At 62.4% G+C, this 21,160-nt stretch carries 19 protein-coding genes and 1 pseudogene; 11 read left to right on the top strand and 9 right to left on the bottom strand.

What is annotated here, in order from left to right; translation table 11 throughout:
- Window positions 1–20 precede the first annotated feature (20 nt).
- From AKL25_RS18920 to AKL25_RS23885, 3 genes are all read left to right on the top strand, one after another.
- A complete protein-coding gene (locus AKL25_RS18920; protein ID WP_050479265.1) occupies window positions 21–2,114 on the top strand; it encodes a TonB-dependent receptor in 2,094 nt (697 codons plus the stop codon).
- Between the two features lie 579 nt (window positions 2,115–2,693).
- Window positions 2,694–3,548 (top strand): proline dehydrogenase family protein, encoded by an 855-nt coding sequence (locus AKL25_RS18915; RefSeq protein WP_240475798.1) that lies wholly within the window; start codon window positions 2,694–2,696, stop codon window positions 3,546–3,548.
- Between the two features lie 63 nt (window positions 3,549–3,611).
- On the top strand, window positions 3,612–3,866 hold the full coding sequence (locus AKL25_RS23885; RefSeq protein ID WP_083444797.1) for a YkgJ family cysteine cluster protein: 255 nt from the start codon (window positions 3,612–3,614) through the stop codon (window positions 3,864–3,866).
- A 22-nt stretch (window positions 3,867–3,888) separates the two neighbouring features.
- Here AKL25_RS23885 and AKL25_RS18910 read toward each other — a convergent pair whose 3' ends face one another.
- From AKL25_RS18910 to AKL25_RS18885, 6 genes are all read right to left on the bottom strand, one after another.
- Window positions 3,889–5,139: a thiolase family protein gene (locus tag AKL25_RS18910; protein WP_050479263.1), complete on the bottom strand. Its 1,251-nt coding sequence runs from the start codon at window positions 5,137–5,139 to the stop codon at window positions 3,889–3,891.
- 116 nt (window positions 5,140–5,255) lie between these two features.
- Window positions 5,256–6,320 carry an ABC transporter substrate-binding protein gene (locus AKL25_RS18905; protein ID WP_050479262.1) on the bottom strand — a complete coding sequence of 355 codons (1,065 nt, stop codon included), beginning with the start codon at window positions 6,318–6,320 and terminating at the stop codon, window positions 5,256–5,258.
- 145 nt (window positions 6,321–6,465) lie between these two features.
- Window positions 6,466–7,239: an enoyl-CoA hydratase/isomerase family protein gene (locus tag AKL25_RS18900; protein ID WP_050479261.1), complete on the bottom strand. Its 774-nt coding sequence runs from the start codon at window positions 7,237–7,239 to the stop codon at window positions 6,466–6,468.
- A gap of 115 nt (window positions 7,240–7,354) precedes the next feature.
- The gene (locus AKL25_RS18895) at window positions 7,355–8,695 is read right to left on the bottom strand and encodes a phenylacetate--CoA ligase family protein (protein WP_050479260.1); all 1,341 of its coding nucleotides are present in this window, start codon (window positions 8,693–8,695) and stop codon (window positions 7,355–7,357) included.
- Window positions 8,695–9,354, bottom strand: coding sequence for a TetR/AcrR family transcriptional regulator (locus AKL25_RS18890; protein ID WP_050479259.1), 660 nt, complete (start codon window positions 9,352–9,354; stop codon window positions 8,695–8,697). Before AKL25_RS18890 ends, AKL25_RS18895 begins: the two co-directional genes overlap by 1 nt.
- Entirely contained in the window at window positions 9,354–10,523 is a 1,170-nt protein-coding gene (locus AKL25_RS18885) for an acyl-CoA dehydrogenase family protein (RefSeq protein ID WP_050479258.1), read from the bottom strand. Before AKL25_RS18885 ends, AKL25_RS18890 begins: the two co-directional genes overlap by 1 nt.
- A gap of 243 nt (window positions 10,524–10,766) precedes the next feature.
- Between AKL25_RS18885 and AKL25_RS18880 the strand changes: the two genes are divergently transcribed.
- The gene (locus AKL25_RS18880) at window positions 10,767–11,951 is read left to right on the top strand and encodes a lipid-transfer protein (protein ID WP_050479257.1); all 1,185 of its coding nucleotides are present in this window, start codon (window positions 10,767–10,769) and stop codon (window positions 11,949–11,951) included.
- A gap of 91 nt (window positions 11,952–12,042) precedes the next feature.
- A complete protein-coding gene (locus tag AKL25_RS18875; protein ID WP_050479256.1) occupies window positions 12,043–12,870 on the top strand; it encodes an SDR family NAD(P)-dependent oxidoreductase in 828 nt (275 codons plus the stop codon).
- Between the two features lie 127 nt (window positions 12,871–12,997).
- On the opposite strand, the gene AKL25_RS18870 is transcribed toward AKL25_RS18875, so the two are convergent.
- Both AKL25_RS18870 and AKL25_RS18865 read right to left on the bottom strand, forming a co-directional pair.
- The gene (locus AKL25_RS18870) at window positions 12,998–14,155 is read right to left on the bottom strand and encodes an acyl-CoA dehydrogenase family protein (protein ID WP_050479255.1); all 1,158 of its coding nucleotides are present in this window, start codon (window positions 14,153–14,155) and stop codon (window positions 12,998–13,000) included.
- Entirely contained in the window at window positions 14,145–15,080 is a 936-nt protein-coding gene (locus AKL25_RS18865; protein ID WP_050479254.1) for a MaoC/PaaZ C-terminal domain-containing protein, read from the bottom strand. The genes AKL25_RS18870 and AKL25_RS18865 overlap by 11 nt, the downstream gene beginning before the upstream one ends.
- A 365-nt stretch (window positions 15,081–15,445) precedes the next feature.
- Here AKL25_RS18865 and AKL25_RS18860 point away from each other — a divergent pair, with 365 nt between their 5' ends.
- The 6 genes from AKL25_RS18860 (at window position 15,446) to AKL25_RS18835 (ending at window position 20,836) form a co-directional block, all read left to right on the top strand.
- On the top strand, window positions 15,446–16,336 hold the full coding sequence (locus tag AKL25_RS18860; RefSeq protein WP_083444790.1) for an isocitrate lyase/PEP mutase family protein: 891 nt from the start codon (window positions 15,446–15,448) through the stop codon (window positions 16,334–16,336).
- A 5-nt stretch (window positions 16,337–16,341) separates the two neighbouring features.
- Entirely contained in the window at window positions 16,342–17,607 is a 1,266-nt protein-coding gene (locus AKL25_RS18855; RefSeq protein WP_050479252.1) for a 3-isopropylmalate dehydratase large subunit, read from the top strand.
- Window positions 17,604–18,119, top strand: coding sequence for a LeuD/DmdB family oxidoreductase small subunit (locus tag AKL25_RS18850; protein WP_050479251.1), 516 nt, complete (start codon window positions 17,604–17,606; stop codon window positions 18,117–18,119). The genes AKL25_RS18855 and AKL25_RS18850 overlap by 4 nt, the downstream gene beginning before the upstream one ends.
- A gap of 38 nt (window positions 18,120–18,157) precedes the next feature.
- Window positions 18,158–19,000, top strand: coding sequence for an ABC transporter ATP-binding protein (locus AKL25_RS18845; protein ID WP_083444789.1), 843 nt, complete (start codon window positions 18,158–18,160; stop codon window positions 18,998–19,000).
- A complete protein-coding gene (locus tag AKL25_RS18840) occupies window positions 19,000–19,827 on the top strand; it encodes an ABC transporter permease (RefSeq protein WP_050479250.1) in 828 nt (275 codons plus the stop codon). Before AKL25_RS18845 ends, AKL25_RS18840 begins: the two co-directional genes overlap by 1 nt.
- 67 nt (window positions 19,828–19,894) lie before the next feature.
- Entirely contained in the window at window positions 19,895–20,836 is a 942-nt protein-coding gene (locus AKL25_RS18835; RefSeq protein ID WP_083444788.1) for a TauD/TfdA dioxygenase family protein, read from the top strand.
- Here AKL25_RS18835 and arsC read toward each other — a convergent pair.
- Window positions 20,775–21,128 (bottom strand): annotated as a pseudogene (arsC, locus tag AKL25_RS18830) (arsenate reductase (glutaredoxin)); the annotation flags it as partial. The gene AKL25_RS18835 and the pseudogene arsC sit on opposite strands and share 62 nt — an antisense overlap.
- Window positions 21,129–21,160 lie beyond the last annotated feature (32 nt).

The following is a 21,160-nucleotide window of genomic DNA, read 5'->3' as shown; positions in this document are numbered from 1 at the left end:
GAACAATATCGGGGAACCACATGAAAACTACCATCAAGAACGCGGTAAAGAACGGCCGCCGCTATTCACTCGGCGTACTCGCCGCGGGCGTAACGATGACCGCAGCGGCGCAACAAACCGAAGCAGGCGGCAACAACAGCCTGCCTGAAATCTCGGTCAGCGCCGGCAAGAACGACGCAAAAAATATCAGCAAGTCCGTCGTCAGCAACGATGCCGCCAGCCTGCCGACCGGCGTGACCGTGATCGATCGCGCGGAAATCGACCGCACCAATGTCGGCCGCGACATCTCCGACCTGCTGCGCCGCGTGCCGGGCATCATGGCGCACACGCTCGACCAGGGCGATATCGGCAACTCGATAAAGATGCGCGGATTTTTCAGTTCGTCGCATGGCGCGGATACGGCCGTGTACATCGACGGCGTACCGCAGAATGTGCCGTCCTCCGCGATCAACCACGGCATGAACGACATGTCCTGGCTCACGCCGGAAATGATCGACAGCATCGAGGTGATCAAGGGACCGTTCTCTGCACTGTACGGCGACCAGAACCGCGCCGGCGCGGTCAACATCACGACGCGCAATGCGGCGGAAAACAGTATCGGCATCACCGTTGGCAGCCAGGGCACGAAGCGGCTCAATGCCGTGCTGTCGGGTAAATCGGGGCCGATCCAGTCGCTGATCGTCGCCGATCTGTACCAGACCGACGGCTTTCGCGACAACAGCGACGGCCGCCGCGGCAGCATCTTCATCAAAGAGTCGATGCTCTACGGCGACAGCCTGTGGGCCCTGCGCGCCGCCTATCAAAAGGCCGACTGGAACGCCGCCGGTTTCCTCAACGTCAACGATCTGCGCAGCGGCAAAATCAGCGATACGCAACGCGATCCGACTGCACCGCCCTTGTGGGGCGATTCGCGCCGCAGCAGCCTGGTGCTGTCGCGCGCGCCGGCCAGCGGTGCCGAGGGGCTGCGTGTCTCGGCCTATGTCGAAGACTATCAGCGTCGCCGCGCCACCGGCGCCGGCACGACGGCGCTCAACGTTGCCGCAGACGATCGCCGCATCATGGGCGCGCGCAGCGTCTACGACATGCTGTTCGGCGACAAGGCGGCCTTGTCGATCGGCGCCGACATCCGCCGCGACGTCGGCAGCGCGCTCAACCAGAATTGGCCGAATAGCCTTCCCGGCGCCAACTACACTTTCGATCAGGACCTCGATCTGGTGACTTACGGCGTGTTCGCGCAGGGGCAGTACAAACCGGTCGACAGCATCAAGCTGCTGGCGGGCTTGCGGCTGGATTCCTTCGACTACGACATCACCAACCGCAAATTGCCGGCGGCGTCGCTGAGTTACAAGCAATCCGTCGCTACGCCGAAATTCGGCGTGGTGTGGACGCCGGTCAGCAATCTGGATTTGTTTGCAAACAGCGGCAGCGGCTTCCGTTCGCCGGCGCAGAGCGAACTCAGCCCGAGCGGATCGCTGGGCCCGCTGGGCGCGAGCGGCGGCACATCGTTCCCTGATCTGAAACCGTCGAAAGTCACCTCCTACGACTTCGGCTTCAATTTGCGCCCGACCTCCCGCTGGCGCATGTCGGCAGCCAGCTACCATACCGTCAACGATAGCGAAATCGCGCAGATCGCCCCCAACGTGTTCGGACCGGTCGGCAATACCACGCGCGACGGCTGGGAAGTCGACAGCAGCTACGACATCACTGACGACTTCAGCGTGTACGGCAGCTTAGGCCGCATCATCCGCGCCCACATCAACAGCGCGGCGCCGGGCACCGCCAGCGACCTGTCGGTCCCGCGCGACACCTACAAAGCCGGCGCCGCCTACAGCACGCCGTTCGCGGCGGGCAAGCTGTTGTTAAACGCAGACGCCTACTTCATTTCCGGGGTGCCGTATTTTTCCGGAACGCCGCTGGTGAAGAGTTATTCGCGTCCGTATTCCCGCTACGATCTGCGCAGCACATACAGCATCGGCAAGTTCGACTGGACTGCTGCCTTCGTCCTGCAACCGCACCAGTACAGCAGCGAAGTCGCGGTGGGCAGCACGGCCGGCTTGCTGATCGATCCGGTGGCGAAGACGCAGGTGAATCTGTCGATGCGTTACCGCTTCTGAGGCGAATTTGAATTCTCGGGTTATCATCACGGCCTGTTGCTGCAATAACCCGAGAAGACCAACATGCATCGCGCCGCCTGGCCCCCACTGACAATTTCCTGATCGCGCCTCGCTGAAGCGGCACCTTGCCGCTCGCGTGTCGCCTGATTGGCCGGATCAATTCCGGCCTTCCTTGCTTCGCTCATTTTTTTGACGCCGTCAACGGCGTCGGACGAAGCACGTCGTCATTGTCATGGAGTTAAAGATGCAATTCATCAATCGCTGGATGGCGCACGCCATTCCTAGGGCCTGTTAACAATTAATTTGCGAGATGCGTTGTTCCCTGAAAGCGTGCTGGCAAGGCGCGTGGCGCAGCAGGTGGTGGGCCCACCTGCAAGCCATGCAACGCCGCCAGCGCGCTTTCAGGGAACAACCCTTCGGGAACGGCCGCCGGCGTCGCCTGCCGTTGTTGCAGCTCCAAGGAGTTGTAACTTCGGTAGCACCGCTACGACGCGTCGCTGCGCCTAGGCAGTCAACGCCGGCCGCACGTTCGCACTCGTAAATTAATTGTTAACAGGCCCTAGTATTCCGCGCACCCTGGTGCAAAAGATTTCCCAACGCTATATTGTCGGCGCGACGCTGGAGCAAGCCGTGCAACGCATGCGCAGCTTGAACCGCCAAGGGTTTGGCGTCACCGTTGATGTACTCGGCGAGTCCATCGCCAACCTGACGCAGGCGGAAGCCGGCGTCGGCGCCTACCTGGAAACATTGGACGCCATCGGCGCCCACGGCCTCGACGCCACCGTCTCGGTCAAGCCGAGCGCGCTGGGTTTGTTGCTTGACCCGCAGTATTGCGAACAGGCAGTCGGGCGCATCGTGCAGGCTGCTGAAGATTGCGGCACCGCCGTCTGTATCGACATGGAAGACGTCAGCTGCACCGATATGGAAATTTCGCTATTCAACGGCCTGCATGCAGCCGGCCGTCAGGTCAGTATCGCGTTGCAAGCGTATCTGCGCCGTACGGGCGTTGATCTGGAACGCTTGCTGGCGCACGGCAGCAGGCTGCGCATCTGCAAAGGCATCTATCTCGAGCAACCGCAGCATCTGGTGCCGGGAGCGCAGAGCGATCGTGCCGCCATCAATCCGTATTTCTTGCAGCATGTGGAACGCTGCTTCGAGAGCGGAACATTTGTCAGCGTCGCAACGCATGATGCGGCATTGATTCGCCAGGTTACTGCCCTGGCGGAACGACGCGGCGTGGCCAGGTCGCAGTTTGAATTCCAGATGCTGCTCGGCGTGTGCGAGCCTTTGCGCGACCGGCTTAAGGAACAGGGCTACTTGGTGCGTATTTATTTACCTTACGGCAATGACTGGTACGGTTACAGCACGCGGCGCATGAAGGAAAATCCCGCGATTGCCGCACATGTCGTCAAGGCCATGTTCTTGCGACGTTAGCAATGAAGGCCGGCGTTGGCGCATTCGTCGTACAATGCCGTCCTTCTCCCGGATCTCACCGACATGAACTGCCGTCCTCACTGCGGCGCCTGCTGCACGGCGCCTTCCATCTCCAGCCCGATTCCCGGCATGCCCAACGGCAAGCCGGCGGGTGTGCCGTGCGTGCAGCTGATGGAAGATTTGCGCTGTGCGATTTTCGGCAAGCCGGAGCGGCCTGCGTGTTGCTCCGGCTTGCAGGCGTCTGCGGAGATGTGCGGCGACAGCCGCGAGGCGGGAATGTTCTATCTGACCAGGCTGGAGCAGCTTACTGCGCCGTGATGTTTCCTGCGATCTGCATATTTTATTTTTCCAGTATCGTCACCACGCACGCCGCTTCTTCCAGTCCGTAAAATCCCCCGCCGTTTTCCGCCAGTCCCATTCGCGCGCCTGCCACTTGCCGCGGGCCGGCTTCGCCGCGCAGCTGCGTGACCAGTTCATGGATCTGGATCGCGCCGGTCGCGCCGATCGGATGGCCTTTGGAGAGCAGGCCGCCGGAGACGTTGATCGGCAAGCGTCCGCCCAGCCTGGTGTCGCCGCTCTCGGCCAGCGGACCACCGTCGCCGTAGGCGCAGAAGCCGACGTTTTCGGCATGCAGGATTTCGGCGATGGCGGAGGCGTCGTGCAACTCGGCGACGGAAATATCCTGCGGACCGACGCCGGCCATGTCGTAGGCCTTGAGCGCCGTGAGGCGGGTCAGGTGGCGGTCGTATTGCTCGGGCGCGCGCTCGGTGCCGCTGCCGACGGCGATGCCGCGGATTTTGATCGCGCGCGACGCATCGCCAAGTTTTTTCACCGCCCAGTCCGACATCACCACCAATGCACAGGAGCCGTCGCTCATCGGCGCGCACATGGCGCGCGTGATCGGCCATGCAATCATCTTGTCGGCCAGCACTTCCTCTATGCTCATCGGCGTGCGGTATTGCGCCAGCGGATTGAATTGCGAGTGCCAGTGGTTTTTCGCCGCGACGGCGGCGATCTGGCGCTGCGTGGTGCCGAAGGTCTTCATGTGGAAATGCGCCTGCGCTGCATAGATGTCCATGAACACGCTGCGCTCGGCGGCGTTGTTGGCTTCGGTCGCTTCCGGCGGCAAGGCGAGGCCGGCGCCCATGGCCAGCAGTTGCTGCATGTGACGGTCGGCGAGGTCGCGATCCCAGCTGCCTTTGAAGGCTTCGAACATCTCCTGGCGCTTGTGCGGGTAGTTCATCTTTTCCGTACCGACCACCAACGCGACTTCATACAAACCGGCGCGCACCGCGGCATAGGCTTGCATCAATCCCGAGCTGGAACTGGCGCAGGCATTATCGGTGTTGAAGATGGGAATACCTTCGAACCCCATCGCCCGCAGCGAGGCCTGGCCGCGCACGCCATGCTGTCCCTCCAGCGCTCCCTGGCGCGTGTTGCAGAACCACGCCGCTTCGATGGCGTCCTTGTCGATGCCGGCATCCCGCAAGGCCAGCCCGACGGCGGCGGCGCTCAGTTGTTTGACGGATTTGTCGAGATGCTTGCCCAGCGGCGTCATACCAATGCCGGCGACATAGACGGGTTTTGTCATGAGGCGACCTGCAGGTAAAGAGGGAAGAAGCGCTGCCGGTCGCGCTTGAAAGCGACCGGCAGCGTGCAGCGAAAGGCGAGTGTGGCTTAGTCTGCTGAAAGTGCGCTAAGTGTGGCCTATTGCGGCAGCGCTTTGGCCGCCGCCACGACCTTGGCCGTGTCGAAGTTGTTGATGCCGGCGATGAACTGGTTGGTGTACAGGTCTTCCAGTTTGGGGCTGGTCTGGATGACGTTGTTGGCCTTCATGAACGCAACCATGTTGGCCACGGCGCTGATCGGGATTTCGCCCCATTTGACGCCCGGCTCCAGCTTGAGGAATTCGCCGCGCGTCTGGATCAGGTGCAGGCCTTGTTTGATCGCAGTGGCGTCGTCCACGCTCGACGGTTTGGTCAGCGGGAAGATTTTCCAGTGCGCCTTCAGCGCGCCCTGCGGATTGGCCAGTACGCTGACCGAACCCATGGCGACACAGCGCAACACCTTTTCGATGGTCTTGGGGCGCTTGGTGATCATGTCGTCGCGCACGAAATACGATCCGCCGAAATTGAGCTTGTCGGCAAACGGCGACGAGAAGCGGCGCAGTTTCAGGCCCATGTTTTCCGCCGTGGCGATCTGCGAATCCCAGGTTCCCCAGATGTCGACGCGGCCGCGCGACAAGGCGGTGACGGCTTGCGCGCCCGAGCCGGTTTCGACGAAGGTGACGTCCTTGTCGGGATTGACGCCGGCTTCACTCAACATGCCCTTGAAGATCTGCACCATCTGCGCGCCGTAGGAGATTACGCCTATCGTCTTGCCCTTGAAGTCGCTCAGGCTTTTGATCGGGGAGGATTCGAGCACGACCGGGAACTGGAAGTTGTGGCGCATGTTCAGGTACACCGCTTTCAGCGGCGCGCCCTTGGTGCGCGCGATGATCGCCGCCGCCGGTCCCATGTTGACCATGTCGGCCTGGCCGGTCAGCACCGCCTGCATGGCCGTGGTGGAATTGGTCGGCTGCAGCGTGACGTCGAGGCCGGCGTTTTCCCAGCACTTGGTGTAGATCGGCATCGAGGTGTTGTTGGCCTGGGAGGCGTCAAGCACATCGGTGCCGATGGCGATGGTGACCTTTTCTCTTTCTTGCGCCTGGGTTGGTGCGATCATCAAAGTACCGGCAATTACGCCGGCGAGTGCAGTGAATATTTTTTTCATGACATGTCCTCGATGTTGTGACGAGCGGAATCCTAACTGATGTCGGTACATACCCGCAGGTACGAATCTGCGGAGAAAGCGAGCAATCCGGTTTGCAGATTAGTCTGCAACTTATTCGTAATTTGGTCTTCACTTCGGCCGTGCATCAGCGGCCCTGAAAATGCGGCCGTCTTTTTTCCAGAAAGGCATAACGCCCTTCCGTAAAATCAGCACTGGAAAACAATTGCGACTGGCCGTCGAGCTCCAGTCCCATGACATTCTGCAGCGGCGCCGGCATGCGCGTGAGCGCGGCCTTGGTCAGCGCGACCGACAAGGGCGGCGCACCGGAAAATTGCGCGGCGAGGTCGAGCGCACTCTGATGCAATTCTTCCGCCGTGACCAGCTGATCGGCCAGGCCCAGCCGCAGCGCCTCATCGCCGTCGACCACCGCGCTGGTGAACAGCAGGCGGCGCACCTGGCCTGCGCTTACGCGTTGCGGCAGGGACCACAGCAGGCCCATGTCCGCCATCAGGCCGACGTTGGAGAAGGCCGTGCAAAAGCGCGCACGTTCGCTGCACAGCACGTAGTCACAGGCCAGCGCCAGCGACATGCCGGCGCCGAAAGCAGTGCCGTCGACGGCGGCGATGACGGGTTTGGAGAGTTCGGTGATCAGGCGCAGCAGGCGATGGGCCTGCGCCATGCGTTTGCGGCTGGCGAGCGTATCGCCCGCTGGCAGGCTGGACAGATCGCCGCCGGCGCAAAAGCTGCGGTCGCTGCCGCCGAGGATGACGGCGCGGCAGTCGGCGTCTTCAGCGAGGCGTTCGAAGACCTCGATCAGGGCGTCGCGCATTTCCGGCGTCAGGGCATTGCGCCGCTCAGGCTGGTTCATGCCGACCCAGGCGACGGCGCCGGTACGCTCGACGGTGACGATGGTTTCCATGTCCGCTCCTCCCAGATACTGCTTTGGTGCTGCGCTGATGCCGCTGGTGGAAAGTGAGCCTTTTTTGATTGCTTGCGGCTTCTTCTGTCCCGATGTGCTTACGTTCTGCTGCCGGTCAGTCTTCTTTGACTACGCGTTTTGCCTTGTGGGTGCTGCGCGCGAGCGTGCCGAAAGGCAGTACTTCCACGACCGCGCCGACCTGCAACTGCTGTTTGATGTCGTGCACCAGCTGCGCGGCGAGGCGATCGGCGTCGGCCGAGGCGTCGCTCTGTTCCACGCGCACATGGAGGGATTTCATGAAGCCGCCGGCGTCGTATACGGAGGCATTGATCACCAGCTGATATTCGTCGCCGAGGCCGGGCGACTTGCGCACCAGTTCTTCCACGGCCGAAGGGAAGACGTTGACGCCGCGTATCACCAGCATGTCGTCGGCGCGTCCTCGCACGCCGCCGAGCAGGCGTGCATGCGTGCGGCCGCAGGTACAGGGCGTGGAGTCGCGCACCACGATGTCGCCGGTCCACCAGCGCACCAGCGGTCCGGCCTGTTTGTCGAGATGGGTCACGACCAGCACGCCGGGGGTGCCGTCGGGGACGGCCTGACGCGTTTCGGCGTCGACCACTTCTGCGTAGAGGAAATCTTCCGCCAGATGCAGGCCGGCCTGCGCGGCGCACTCGCCGGCGATGGGCTGGAATTCCAGGCAGCCGTAGGCGTCGTAGGCGCGCGCGCCCCACAGTTCTTCAATGCGCTGGCGAGTGGCGGGAATGCTGGCGCCCGGTTCGCCGCCCATCATGACGATGCGCACCGTCGACGAAGCCGGATCGCGGCCGCGCTTGCGGACTTCTTCCGCCAGATGGGTGATGAACGACGGCGTACCGCACAGCACGGTGCTGCCGTAGGTGAACAGGGTGTTGATCTGGCGTTCGGTGTCCTGGCTGCCGGCCGGGATCACCATCGCGCCGAGGCGTTGGTAACCGGCCGTGGCGCCCAGGCCGCCGACGAACCAGGTGTAGCTGTACATGCATTGCACGATGTCGTCCGGGCCGATGCCTTGCGCGTGCGAGTGGCGCGCATACATCCAGCCCCAGCGGTCGAGATCTTGCTGGGTCCAGAACTGTGGCGTCGGCGCCGAGGTGGTGCCGGACGAAAAATGCATGCGCAGCACTTCGCTCTGCGGCACCGTCATGAACTGGCCGAAGGGCGCATCGGGACCGATGGAACGGACGTAGTCGGATTTGGTCGTGAACGGCAGCTTGCTCAGGTCGGCCAGCGAACCGAGTTCGCCGGCGTTCCAGCCCAGCCGTCTGAACAGCGGCGCATAGTAGGCGCTGTCCTGTGCGAGCCGCGCCAGTTGGGTACGCAGCTTCGCCAGCTGGAATGATTCCAGCGTGGCGCGATCCCAGCTTTCGGCGGGATCGAGATGCAGGGGCGCGGCGGCGAGGCGCACACCGGAGGGCATTACTCCGCTCCGAGCCCGCGAATGGCGAAGGTGGCGATGGTGTCGGCGACGCTCAGCTTTTCGGCTTCGGTCTGATCGGCGCGCGGACGGAACCAGATGGTGGTCCAGTTGAGGGCGCCGAAGAATGCCTTCACCACGATCTGCAGGTCCTGTTGCGGCGCGTGGCCTTCTTCCATGACCAGGCGGATGGTGTCGCGGAACAGGTTTTCGTACTGATCGCGCAGCACCAGGATTTCGGACAGGACTTCGCGCTGGGCGGCAGTGGTTTCACCGGCCAGGTGCATTTCCAGGCCTTGCACGGCAACGCGCTGGTAGGGCAGGTGATCCATGATCACGGTGATGTGCGCCAGCGTCATCGCGCGCAGCTTGTCGATCGACTTTTGATGCGACAGCGAAGCGGCGGCCTGCACGGCGGCCAGGTCCATTTCCATGCCGCGCTTGTGCACGTCGAAGAACAGATCCGCTTTCTTGCGGTAATGATGGTAGATCTTGCCCTTGGTGGCGCTGAGAATATCGGCGACATCGTCGATGCTGGTAGCGGCATAACCTTTTGTCATGAATGCCAGAGCCGCTGCATCGAGAATCTCGCTGCGTGGATCCGTATCGTCTCCGGCAAATTCATTTGTTGTCGATGTGGGACGTGCTGTGTCGACCTTCATTATGCTTGCTCCTCATTATTAAACTCGGCATGTATCGCTCGTGCGAGCACCAGTCTTTGGATCTCCGAAGTACCTTCATAAATTTCGGTGGCGCGCTGATCACGATAAAGACGCTCGACAAGCGAAGGCTTGACGAAACCTTCCCCCCCAAATACCTGTACGCCGATATCGACTGCGTCATGGGCAGCCTCGCTGCAGAACAACTTTGCTTGGGCGCCGATGAGCGCGACATCCTGACCGGTATCGAAACTACGGGCGGTCTCGTATGCAAGCATTCTACCTGCGGATAGCCGAGTTGCGACATCAGAAAGTTTGAAACCTATGCCTTGATGGTCGACCAGATGCTGTCCGAAGGTGGTGCGAACCGCCGCGCGGCGCGCCGAAGCGGTGAATGCCGCCAGCGCAATGCCGTTCGATTGCGCCGCCACCACGATGCGGCCGACGTTCAAGGCTTCCAGCGCCAGCTTGAGCGCTTTGCCGGGCGCGGCGATCATGCTCTCGGCCGGCACCCAGGTGTTGAGCGCGACGGTGGTGTTGACGGTGCCGCGCATGCCCATCTTGTCTTCGCGCGCATCGTCGCGCACGCCGTCGGCGTCGGCCGGGACGATGAAGGCCGCGATGCCTGCGCGTCCTTTGCCGGGCTCGGTTTGCGCGAACACGACGTAGTAGGCGCACTCGCCGCCGCCGCCGATCCAGCGCTTCTCGCCGCGCAGCCGCCAGCCGTCGTTTTCCGGGACGGCCAGCGTCTGCATGTTGGAAGGATCCGAACCGGCCTCGCGTTCGCTCAGGGCGAAGGAAATCGATTCGCGCCTGGCGACGATGGAGCGGATGTAGGTTTCTTTCTGCGCGTCGGTGCCGGCGCGCAGCAGCGGCAATGCGCCCAGCTGCAGGGTGGCGACGATGCCGCTGGTGGAGGCGCAGGCGCGCGCGAGTTCTTCGATGACGGCGCAGAACGCCACCAGCGAGGCGCCGCCGCCGCCGTATTCCCTGGGGATGAACATCGAGGCGATGCCGCTCTCGTGGAGTGCCTGAACGTTTTCGTGTGGGTAGCGCTGATCCCGATCGATCTCGGCCGCAAGCGGCGCCAACTGATCATGCGCAAGCCGGCGTGCAACATCTCGCCAGTTACGAGCCTCCTCTGTGAGCGGAGGGTCCCAAATAATCGCCATCTTCTCTCCATTGCCGTGTGTGTGGGGCGGCTGCAGGGTGTGTTGTGGAGCGGCTTTTTCTTATATTGACTTTGATCTAATATACTAAGTAGTATGAATAGAGTCAACCAACGTGCTTACATGTTGGTCAAGCAGAAACATTTGCTTTAGCCAACTAAAATATTTAGTACACGCGTTCGCAATACTTTACACGCCAGCTAAAAATCTTGCCGGCGGAGTCCCGAAAGGGGCGAGGAGACGGTCATGAGCGAAAAAGTTTATGTCGTTGGCGTGGGCATGATTCCCTTTGCCAAGCCGGGTACGAATACGTCGTATGTGGACATGGGCGCGACCGCAATCCGTGCAGCATTGCATGACGCCGGGTTACGTTACGAAGCCATCGAACAAGCCTATGCCGGCTACGTCTACGGCGACTCCACCTGCGGTCAGGCGATGCTTTACGAAGTCGGCCTCACCGGTATTCCCATCGTCAACGTCAACAATAATTGCGCTACCGGTTCCACTGCGCTGTTCCTCGCGCGCCAGGCGATCGCCTGCGGCGCTATCGATTGCGCGCTGGTCGTCGGCGTCGAGCAGATGTCGCCCGGTGCGCTCAAGACCGTCTACACCGACCGGCCGGCACCGCTGCAGCGCTTTGCCGACACGATGAAAAGCATCCAGGGCTTCGACGACAACGCGCCGCGCGCCGCGCAATTTTTCGGCGGCGCCGGCCAGGCCTATCTCGATCAGTACGGCATCGCGCCGGAAACTTTCGGACGCATCGCCGTGAAGGCGCGCCGTCACGCCGCGCATAATCCCTACGCCGTTTTTCGAACACCGCTGACACTGGAAGAAGTGATGGCGTCGCCGCAAGTGTTCGGCCTGATGACGCGCTTCCAGTGTTGTCCGCCGACCTGCGGTGCAGCGGCGGCGGTGCTGTGTTCCAAACGTTTTGCACGCTGGTTCAAGCTGGACTCCCGCGTCGCCATTGCGGCGCAGGCGATGACCACCGACCGGCCGGAATCTTTCGACAGCGGGGATATGCGCAAACTGGTCGGTTACGACATGACGGCGACCGCGGTGGAGAGCGTCTACGCCGAAGCCGGCGTCGGTCCCGAAGACCTGGATGTGGTCGAGCTGCACGACTGCTTCACCGCCAACGAATTGATCAGCTACGAAGCACTCAAACTGACGCCGCCCGGCACCGCAGAAAAATTCATCCTCGACGGCGACAACACCTATGGCGGCAAGATCGTCACCAACCCCTCCGGCGGTTTGCTGTCGAAAGGTCATCCTCTCGGCGCCACCGGCCTGGCGCAATGCGCCGAGCTGGTCTGGCAACTGCGCGGACAAGCCGAGCAGCGCCAGGTCGAAGGCGCGCGCTGGGGATTGCAGCACAACCTCGGCCTGGGCGGTGCCTGTGTCGTCACGCTCTATCAACAACAATAAGGCACGCCAACAGCAGAACGGCGCCGGCACGGCAAGCCGTCAGTTTTCATCCATTGTTCAACGCAGGTTTGAATAAACTGAAGGAGACAGTATGGGCAGCAAGCTGGAAGGAAAAGTCGCCATCGTCAGCGGTTCGGGACGCGGCATCGGACGCGAGATCGCGCTTAAGCTGGCGGCCGACGGCGCCGCCCTGGTCATCAACGATCTCGACGCCGCCGTCGCCGAGAGCGTCACGCAGGAAATCATCGCCGCCGGCGGACGCGCCACCGCCTGCGTCGGCAACGTCACCGCGCCCGAGTTTGCGGCGCGTTTCGTCGACACTGCGTTGTCCACCTTCGGCCGCCTCGACATCATCGTCAACAACGCCGGCTACACCTGGGACAACGTGATCCAGAAGATGTCCGACGAACAGTGGGACGCCATCATGGACGTGCACGTCACGGCGCCGTTCCGAATCCTGCGCGCGGCATCGGAGTATTTCCGCCGCGCGGCAAAGGAGGAGACCGAACAAGGCCAGGAAGTGTTCCGCAAGGTGGTGAATATTTCCTCGGTGTCAGGCGTGATGGGTAACGCCGGGCAAGCCAATTACTCCGCCGCCAAGTCGGCCATCAACGGCCTGACCAAGGCGCTGGCGAAAGAGTGGGGGCGCTACAGGATCAACGTCAACAGCGTCGCCTTCGGCCTGATCAAGACGCGGCTGACGGAAGCGACCGCGGGCGACGACGCCACCATCAACATCTCGGGGCAGGAGATCAAGGTCGGCGTCAACCAGCAACTGATGAAGAACCTGGAAACGATGATCCCGATGGGGCGCGCCGGCACGCCGGCGGAAGCAGCGGGGGCGGTATATCTGTTCTGCATTCCGGAGTCGAATTACATCAGTGGGCAGATCGTCATCTGCGGCGGTGGTCGCCCGTAGCGGCTGTTGCAAAACGCATCTGGCGTTGTTGCTCCTCCTTGCCGTGCATTCGCACTGTCTGCGTCGTCGCGCCTAGCCAGCTGCGCTTTGCAACAGCCGCTAAAGCATAGAAGGACACCAAAGACGATTAGCGCTTCCCCGCATGCTCCTTGAGCATCTGCTTCGCAATCAGCAATTGCTGAATCTGCGAGGTCCCTTCGTAGATGCGCATCACGCGCACGTCGCGGTAGATGCGCTCGATCGGATACTCCGCCATGAAACCCGCGCCGCCGAAAATCTGCAGCACGCGGTCGGCGACCTTGCCGACCGTTTCGGTGGCGAACAGCTTGCAGCAGGACGCTTCCTTGATCACCGGCAGCCCCTGGTCGAAGCGGCGCGCGGTGTGTTCCACCATGCAGCGCGTAGCGAACAGTTCGGTTTCCGAATCGGCCAGCATCGCCTGCACCAGCTGGTGCTGCGCAATCGGCTCGCCGAAGCTGCGGCGTTGCGTGGCATAGTCGAGCGCTTCTTGCATCAGGCGCAGGCCGGCGCCGATGGCGGCGGCGGCGATGCCGAGACGGCCGCGATTGAGCGACGACATCGCCAGCGCAAAACCCAGCCCCGGTTCGCCGATGATGGCGTCGGCGGGAACGGTGCAATGTGCGAACGTCACATCGGCCGTATGCGAACCGTGCAAGCCCATCTTGCGATCGGTTTTTCCGATGCTGAGGCCGGGCGCATTGCGATCCACCAGGAAGGCCGTCAGGCCGCGATGATCGCGGCTCGCGGGATCGGTGCGCGCGATCACGGTGAAGACGTCGGCCGACGGCGCGTTGGTGATGTAGCGCTTGACGCCGTCCAGCACCCAATGATCGCCGTCGCGGCGCGCGCTGGTGCGCAGGGCAGCGGCGTCCGAGCCGCAGTCCGGTTCGGTGAGGCAGAACGAGGCGATCATTTCGCCGCTGGCCAGTCGCGGCAGATAGCGTTCGCGCTGGGCGTCGCTGCCGTAGGTCAGCAGGCCGTGCGAGCCGACCCCGTTGTTGATGCCGATGGCGGAGCGAAACGACAGGTTGGCGCGGCACAGCGCGATCAGCACGGCGACTTCATCTTCCATGCCGAGCCCGAGGCCGCCCCAGCGCTCGGGGATACTCAGGCCGAACAGGCCCAACGCCGCCATTTCGCCGAGGATGTCGTCCGGCACGCGGCCTTGCTCTTCGACCAGCGTCTCCGCCGGCAGCAGGCGCTCGGCGACGAAGCGTTCCACCGCCGTCACGAACTGGCTGCGTGTCTGCTCATCAAGCGGCATGGATTTTTTCCTTGTTGACCGTGTGCGTGTGCAAATCGGCGGCGTGCGGCGCAATGTCGGCCTGGCCGAAGTTGAGCACTACCACGTCGCGCTCCGGCACGCTACAGCGAAACGCAATGCGGCCGGCGTCGCGCCGCCAGATTTCGGTGCGCACGGTTTCGCCGGGAAATACCGGCGCCGAGAAACGCGCGCCGATGGATTTGATCTCCAGCTTATGCGACCAGCAGATGGTTTTCAAGATCGCATGGCCGGCCACGCCGAAGGTGCACAGCCCATGCAGGATGGGGCGATCGAAACCGGCGCGCAGCGCGACGTCGGGATCGACATGCAAGGGATTGGTGTCGCCGGAGAGGCGATAGATCAGCGCCGCCTGAGGCAGGATGGGCAGGTCGATGCAAAAGTCGGGCGCGGTTTCCGGCAGCGCGGCCGGGGCCGGATGCGGCGTGTGGGCAGTGGCGGCGGACGGCATGCCTTCTACGCCGCCGTCGCCGCGGCACATGGTGGTCATGCGCAGGGTGCAGATCGGCTCGCCGCTGGTTTCTTCGGTGACCACGCGTTCCTGATAGATCAGCGCGCCCTTGCCGGGCCCCTTGTCGACGATATCGACGATGCGGGTGTCGCCGATCAGGCGTGCGCATACCGGCAACGGGCGATGCAGGATGATTTGCTGTTCGGCGTGCACCACGCGGGTCCAGTCGATACCGGTTTCGGGCAGCTTCATCCAGAAGCCGGGATAGGCCAGCACCGCCGCCATGGTCGGCAGCACGCGCAGGCCTTCTTCGTAGACGTAGTGCAATTCGTCGCGATCCAGCGGATTGGCGCCCAGGCCGATACCCAGCGCATAGAGCATGCAATCGTGCGGCGTCACGTGCTGCCGCGCGATCGGGATCTTCCAGTGCATCAGCTTGCGATAGTCGATGGTCATGAGGCCTCGTCACATGTGGTGTTCGATTGCTTCGGGTGCACACGAGAGAACTGCGGATACATCAGGGCGATGCAGGAGGGATGCCGCAATGCGGCTAAGGAAAATGAAGAATCGTCCTTGACATAAACATACTACTAAGTATGATTAATCAAAGTCAATAAAAATAAATACAGCGAAGCAGACCGCCCTGTGTGTGCTGGCAAGCGCCGGCGAGCACCGAAAGAAACAGAACAAGCAGAAAACAAGAAGCAGAGACGCATCGGAAACAAAGCGGAAACAATTCGCGCATCAAAAAATTACGATTTATGGCGCAGTGCAGGTAAAGTACACGCGAGATTCACGTGCGTACGAAGGAGACCATACCGATGCATCATCCAGGAACGTTGATACGCGACATGCTGGCCCGCGGCGGCGCCGTACCGGTGCCTGGCTGCTATGACCCGCTCGGCGCATTGCTGATTGAACAGGCCGGTTTTCAGGCCGCCTACATGACCGGATTCTCGCTCGCATCCAGCTATGGCAAGCCGGACATCGGCCTGCTGACCATGACCGACATGGTGCAACAGGCGGCTCGCATTGCCGAGGCAGTGTCCATCCCGGTCATCGTCGACGCCGACACCGGTTACGGCGGCGCGGCCAACATCGCCGAGACCGTGCGCGCCTTTGAAAAAGCCGGCATCGCCGGCCTGCATCTGGAAGACCAGATCATGCCCAAGAAGTGCGGCGCCATGGCCGGCAAGAAACTGGTCCCCAGCGAAGAAATGGCCTTGCGCCTGCGCGCCGCGCGGGCCGGCCGCAAAAGCAGCGAGTTCGTCATCATCGGCCGCACCGACGCCATGACCATCTACGGCCTCGACGAAGTCATCGCGCGCACCAAGGCGATGGAACGCGCCGGCGCCGACGCCGTCATGGTGCCGTCGCTGAGCACGCCGGCCGAGCTCGACGCGGTCGCCTCCAGCGTCAGGATTCCCGTCATCTACGTCGCCGCCGAAACCGTGCGCCCCAGCTACACGCAGCAGCAATTGACGCAAGCAGGCTTCGCCATGGCGTTGTATCCTTTATCGCTGATACAGACCACATTCAAGGCGCAGCAAACCATGCTGCGCAGCATGTTCGATGCAGGCGACACCGCGCACCTGATCGACGGCATGGCAAAGTTTGCCGACGTCGGCCGCCTGGTCGGCGTGGAGCGCGCCGCCGCGTTCGATGCGCAGTTGAACGAACCAGAAGCACCGACAGAATCCACAGGGAGCTAGCCGACATGGGCGCCACCATGACGCAAAAAATCCTCGCCCGCGCCAGCGGTCGCAACGACGTTACGCACGGCGAGATCATCTGGGCCAGCCCCGATCTGGTGACTGCGCCGGAAGTGTCGTTCTCGGCCTACATCAAACGCATTCGCGAAATCGGCGTGGCCAGACTGGCGCGTCCGGAACGCGTGGCCGTCATCATCGACCACGAAGTGCCGGTGCACAGCATCGCCGGCGCCGAGCGCAACAATCTCACACGCAAGCTGGCCAAGGAATGGTCGGTCGGGCATTTCTTCGACGGCGCCGGCATCACGCATCCGCTGATGGTGGAGCAAGGCTTGATCGCGCCCGGCATGTTCGCCGCCGGCGCCGACAGCCATGCGCCCGGTCTCGGCGCAGTCGGCGCCTTGTCGGTGCCGTTCGGCTTTGAAGTGGCGATGGTGCTGGCTACCGGCCAGATCTGGATGAAGGTGCCGGAGACTATCCGCGTACGCTTGCACGGCGCCTGTGCGCCCGGCGTCGGCGCGCGCGACATCGTGCTGGCGACCATGCAGCAGCTCGACGACGAAGCCACCAGTTACCGCGTCATCGAATACCAGGGCGAAGGCCTGTCAACCTTGTCGGTGCCGGAACGCATGACCATCTGCGGGCTGTGCGTCGACGCCGGCGCCAAGTCGGGCATTGCCGCCGTCGATCAGCGCTGCATCGATTACCTGCGCGAACATGGCGTGAGCGATCCCACACCACTCAACAGCGACGCCGACGCCGACTACGCCATGACCATCGATCTCGACCTCGCGACGTTGACGCCGCGCGTGTCGATTCCGCCGTCGCCCAATCATGTGCGCGAAGCGCAGGCCATGTCGGACATCGTCATCCAGCACGCCTACATCGGCTCCTGCGTATCCGGCTCGATTGAAGACATCCGCGCCGCCGCCGCCATCCTGCGCGGCCGCAAGGTGCATGCCGATGTGAACCTGCTGGTGATCCCGGCGACGCAGCAAGTATTCCAGCAAGCCTTGCAAGAAGGATTGCTGACCGAGCTCACCGCCGCCGGCGCCAACATCTCGCCGTCGACCTGCGGACCGTGCTTCGGCGGCATCGCGCAACTGACCGCCGGCGAACGTCGCATCAGCACCAGCACGCGCAACGATCCGGGTCGCATGGGCAGCAATGAAGCCGAGATCTTCCTCGCCAGCGCCATGACGGTTGCCGCTTCCGCCATCACCGGCCATATCACCGATCCGCGCGCCTATGCCAAGGGAGGTGTGCAATGACGACCGAAGTGACAGGCAAAACCAGCAGCGGGCGCGCCTGGAAGTTTTCCAGCGACATCTCCAGCGATCAATTGATCTCGGCGCGCCATGTGTTCGAATTCGATCCGCGCATGCTCCGCCATCACCTGCTCGCCGAAGTGCGCCCGGAGTTTGCGCAGCAGGCGCAACCGGGCGACGTCATCGTCGCCGGCCGCAACTTCGCCCACGGCAGCAACCACAGCCATCCCTTCCTCGCGATGAAGGCGCTCGGCGTCGGCCTGCTGGTGCGTTCGCTCTCGCGCGGTCCGTTCCGCCTGGCAATCTTCATGGGCGTGCCGGTGCTGATGGTCACGACCGAAGTGCTCGACGCCATCGACGACGGCCACCGGCTCGACATCGATTTCAGCCGCGGCGCGATTCACAACGTCACGACCGGCAAGCAGATGCAGGTCGAACCCTTGTCGCCGTTCTTGCAGGACATCGTCAATGCCGGCGGCGGTCTTGAATTTGTAAAGACCACTTTAGCGAACTGATTTTGCTCTATGATGCGTGACCTTCAGGAGTCAATTAGATGCCAGCCATGTCCATCGTGCGCGACACTTCATTCAGCCAGGAAGCAAACACTCATCTGAACCAGCCCGCAGCTGATGCAGCCATCGTCGTCGAGGCGCTGGAAAAAACCTACGCCACCCACGACGGCGGCAAGGTGCAGGCGCTCGGTCCGATTTCGGTCACCGTGCCGCAGGGCGGCTTCATGACCATTGTCGGTCCTTCCGGCTGCGGCAAGTCGACGCTGCTCAAGCTGCTCTCCGGCCTGATTCCGCGTTCCGCCGGTTCCATCAAGGTCAACGGTGAAGAAGTGCACGAGCCGCATCGCGACATCGGCATGGTGTTCCAGAGCCCGGTCTTGCTGCCATGGAAAACCGCGATCGACAACGTCCTGCTGCCGGCCAAGGTGCTCGGCCTCGATATGGCCGCCAGCCGGGTGCGCGCGAAAGAATTGCTGGAGATGGTCGGCCTGGCCGATTTCGCCGGACGCTATCCGAGCGAGCTGTCGGGCGGCATGCAGCAACGCGTGGCGATCGCGCGCTCGCTGATCCACGATCCGTCCATACTGATGATGGACGAACCCTTCGGCGCCCTCGACGCCATGACGCGCGAAGTGATGAACCTGGAGCTGCTGCGCATCTGGCGCAAGGCCGGCAAGACCATCATCTTCGTCACGCACTCGATTCCGGAAGCGATCTTCCTCGGCACTCACGTCATGGTCCTGTCCAACCGGCCGGGCCGCATCGCCGACCTGGTCGCGGTCGACCTGCCGGCCGAGCGCGGGCTCGACATCATGTCGACCGACGCCTTCGGCGTGTTCAGCAACCGCATTCGCAGCCAGTTCAATACGCAAGGATTCATCTGATGGAAAGCGTGCACAACAGCGCGGCCGTCACCTCTGCGCCTTCCTCCTTCAGTCTGCGCCGCAAGCTCAAGGCGCGTCCCGAGCTGATCCTGATCCCGACCGTGTTCGTCGCCGTGGTGGCGATCTGGGAAGCCATCATCCGCTACTTCGAGATCCCGATCTACATCATGCCGGCGCCGTCCAACATCGCGCTGTCGCTGATGAATACCAGCTATTGGGACAACGCGCTCTATACGCTCGGCGAAGCCATGTCAGGCTTCCTGCTGGCGGCGGTGTTCGGCATCGTGCTGGGTGGTTTGATCGCGCAATTTCCGCTGGCCGAAAAAACCCTGTATCCCTACCTGATCGCGATTCAGACCACGCCCAAGGTGGCGGTCGCGCCGCTGTTCATCATGTGGTTCGGTTTCGGCATGACGTCCAAGGTGATCATCGCCGCGACGATCGCCTTCTTCCCGATCCTGGTCAACGTCATCAGCGGCTTGCGCTCGACCGATCCGGCGCGGCTGGAACTGATGCGTTCGCTGCGCGCAACGCGCTGGCAGATTTTTACGATGGTGCGCCTGCCGGGCGCGCTGCCGATGATCTTCGCGGGACTCAACATCGCGATCATCTTCAGCATCCTCGGCGCCATCGTCGGCGAGTTCCTCGGCTCACGCAAGGGACTCGGCAATGCGATCATGCAGATGAACGTCAATCTCGATACGGCCGGCGTGTTCGCCACGCTGTTCGTGCTGTCGGCGATTGGGGTATGTCTGCATGTGCTGATGGGATTTTTGCAACGTAAAGCTTTGTTCTGGGCTGATAGTTCGCGCATTCCTACCGTATAAAACATAAGAGAAAAGTAGGAATAAGACGGAGACGAACTGATGTAGCCACCACTTGACGGGAGGCAGCATGAGTAGCTTTTCCTTGAAACCCTTGTCCTCGGCGCTGGGCGCAGAGGTGATCGGCATCGACATGCGCCGGCCGCTGGACGCTGAGACGGTGCAGGCGCTGATCGATGCCTGGCATCGCCACATCATCCTGCTGTTCCGCAATCAGCCGCTGACGTTTGAAGAGCACATCGCCTTCAGCCGCAACTTCGGCGCGCTCGACGATCACGCGGCGGTGCCGAAATTCCGCCATCCCGATCATCCCGAAATCCTGCTGGTCACCAATTTCGAATCCGGCGGTAAGCGTCTGGCGGTCGGTCGCCAATGGCATTCCGATCTATCGACCACCACGCGTCCCGCAAAAGGCTCGCTGCTGCATTGCGTCGAGTTGCCGGAAGTCGGCGGCGACACCATGTTTTGCAACATGTACAAAGCATGGGAGAGCTTGTCGCCGACTTTGCAGTCCATTCTCGATGGCCGCAATGCGCTGCACGACATGTCGGTGGCGCGCGAGACGCGGCTGCGGCGTACCAGCGAAGAACTGGCCGAGATCCGCCGCCGCAATCCGCCGGTGTATCAGCCGATTGCGCGCGTGCATGACGGCAGCGGGCGCAAAGCCTTATATGTCAGTGAAATGACGTCGGTAGCGATCGAAGGCATGACCGAGGAAGAGAGCCGGCCGCTGCTGCAATTCCTCTATGACCACAGCGTGGTGCCGGAGAACGTCTACCGTCATCGCTGGCAGACCGGCGACACCATGATGTGGGACAACCGCAGCGCGATGCATATCGCGCTGGCCGATTACGATCACAACCAGCGCCGCATCATGTATCGCACTACCTTGCTCGGACAGCCGTCGGGACGCATCGCCGAGCCGGCCGCCGAGACAGAAAATGTCATGCCTGCGGCAGTATTTCCTGCAGCTTCTCAACCGGCCGGCACAAGCGCGTCCCCAATGGCGTGACGACAATCGGGCGGTTGATCAGGACCGGGTCTGCCAGCATCAGGTCGATCAGCTGGGCGTCGCTCCACTTGGGGTTGTCCAGGTCCTGCTCGTCGTACGAGGTGCCGCGGCGGCGCATGATGTCGCGCACCGGCTGGCCGTTGCCGGCGATGATCTTCTTGAGCGTGGCGCGGTCGGGCGGCGTCTTCAGGTATTCGATCACTTGCGGCTCGATGCCGGCGGCGCGGATCATTTCCAGGACCTTGCGCGAGGTGCTGCATTTGGGGTTGTGATAGATCGTGATGTCGGACATGGCGAGGGACGCAGTAAAGAATCGGGTAGGGA

It is taken from the genome of Herbaspirillum rhizosphaerae, from assembly GCF_001189965.1.
GTDB classification, from domain to species: Bacteria; Pseudomonadota; Gammaproteobacteria; order Burkholderiales; family Burkholderiaceae_D; genus Herbaspirillum; species Herbaspirillum rhizosphaerae.
The sequence above is the reverse complement of the archived record's forward strand: the minus strand, read 5'-3'. Positions and strand labels throughout refer to the sequence as shown.

What these genes read in the sequence shown, in the direction of transcription:
- AKL25_RS18855 (WP_050479252.1), top strand. Translation starts at nt 16,342, where the DNA reads ATGGGCGCCACCATGACGCAAAAAATCCTCGCCCGCGCCAGCGGTCGC.
- AKL25_RS18900 (WP_050479261.1), bottom strand. Translation starts at nt 7,239, where the DNA reads ATGGAAACCATCGTCACCGTCGAGCGTACCGGCGCCGTCGCCTGGGTC.
- AKL25_RS18895 (WP_050479260.1), bottom strand. Translation starts at nt 8,695, where the DNA reads ATGCCCTCCGGTGTGCGCCTCGCCGCCGCGCCCCTGCATCTCGATCCC.
- AKL25_RS18885 (WP_050479258.1), bottom strand. Translation starts at nt 10,523, where the DNA reads ATGGCGATTATTTGGGACCCTCCGCTCACAGAGGAGGCTCGTAACTGG.
- AKL25_RS18865 (WP_050479254.1), bottom strand. Translation starts at nt 15,080, where the DNA reads ATGACCATCGACTATCGCAAGCTGATGCACTGGAAGATCCCGATCGCG.
- AKL25_RS18860 (WP_083444790.1), top strand. Translation starts at nt 15,446, where the DNA reads ATGCATCATCCAGGAACGTTGATACGCGACATGCTGGCCCGCGGCGGC.
- AKL25_RS18890 (WP_050479259.1), bottom strand. Translation starts at nt 9,354, where the DNA reads ATGAAGGTCGACACAGCACGTCCCACATCGACAACAAATGAATTTGCC.
- AKL25_RS18840 (WP_050479250.1), top strand. Translation starts at nt 19,000, where the DNA reads ATGGAAAGCGTGCACAACAGCGCGGCCGTCACCTCTGCGCCTTCCTCC.
- AKL25_RS23885 (WP_083444797.1), top strand. Translation starts at nt 3,612, where the DNA reads ATGAACTGCCGTCCTCACTGCGGCGCCTGCTGCACGGCGCCTTCCATC.
- AKL25_RS18880 (WP_050479257.1), top strand. Translation starts at nt 10,767, where the DNA reads ATGAGCGAAAAAGTTTATGTCGTTGGCGTGGGCATGATTCCCTTTGCC.
- AKL25_RS18835 (WP_083444788.1), top strand. Translation starts at nt 19,895, where the DNA reads ATGAGTAGCTTTTCCTTGAAACCCTTGTCCTCGGCGCTGGGCGCAGAG.
- AKL25_RS18920 (WP_050479265.1), top strand. Translation starts at nt 21, where the DNA reads ATGAAAACTACCATCAAGAACGCGGTAAAGAACGGCCGCCGCTATTCA.
- AKL25_RS18875 (WP_050479256.1), top strand. Translation starts at nt 12,043, where the DNA reads ATGGGCAGCAAGCTGGAAGGAAAAGTCGCCATCGTCAGCGGTTCGGGA.
- AKL25_RS18870 (WP_050479255.1), bottom strand. Translation starts at nt 14,155, where the DNA reads ATGCCGCTTGATGAGCAGACACGCAGCCAGTTCGTGACGGCGGTGGAA.
- AKL25_RS18845 (WP_083444789.1), top strand. Translation starts at nt 18,158, where the DNA reads ATGCCAGCCATGTCCATCGTGCGCGACACTTCATTCAGCCAGGAAGCA.
- AKL25_RS18850 (WP_050479251.1), top strand. Translation starts at nt 17,604, where the DNA reads ATGACGACCGAAGTGACAGGCAAAACCAGCAGCGGGCGCGCCTGGAAG.
- AKL25_RS18905 (WP_050479262.1), bottom strand. Translation starts at nt 6,320, where the DNA reads ATGAAAAAAATATTCACTGCACTCGCCGGCGTAATTGCCGGTACTTTG.
- AKL25_RS18910 (WP_050479263.1), bottom strand. Translation starts at nt 5,139, where the DNA reads ATGACAAAACCCGTCTATGTCGCCGGCATTGGTATGACGCCGCTGGGC.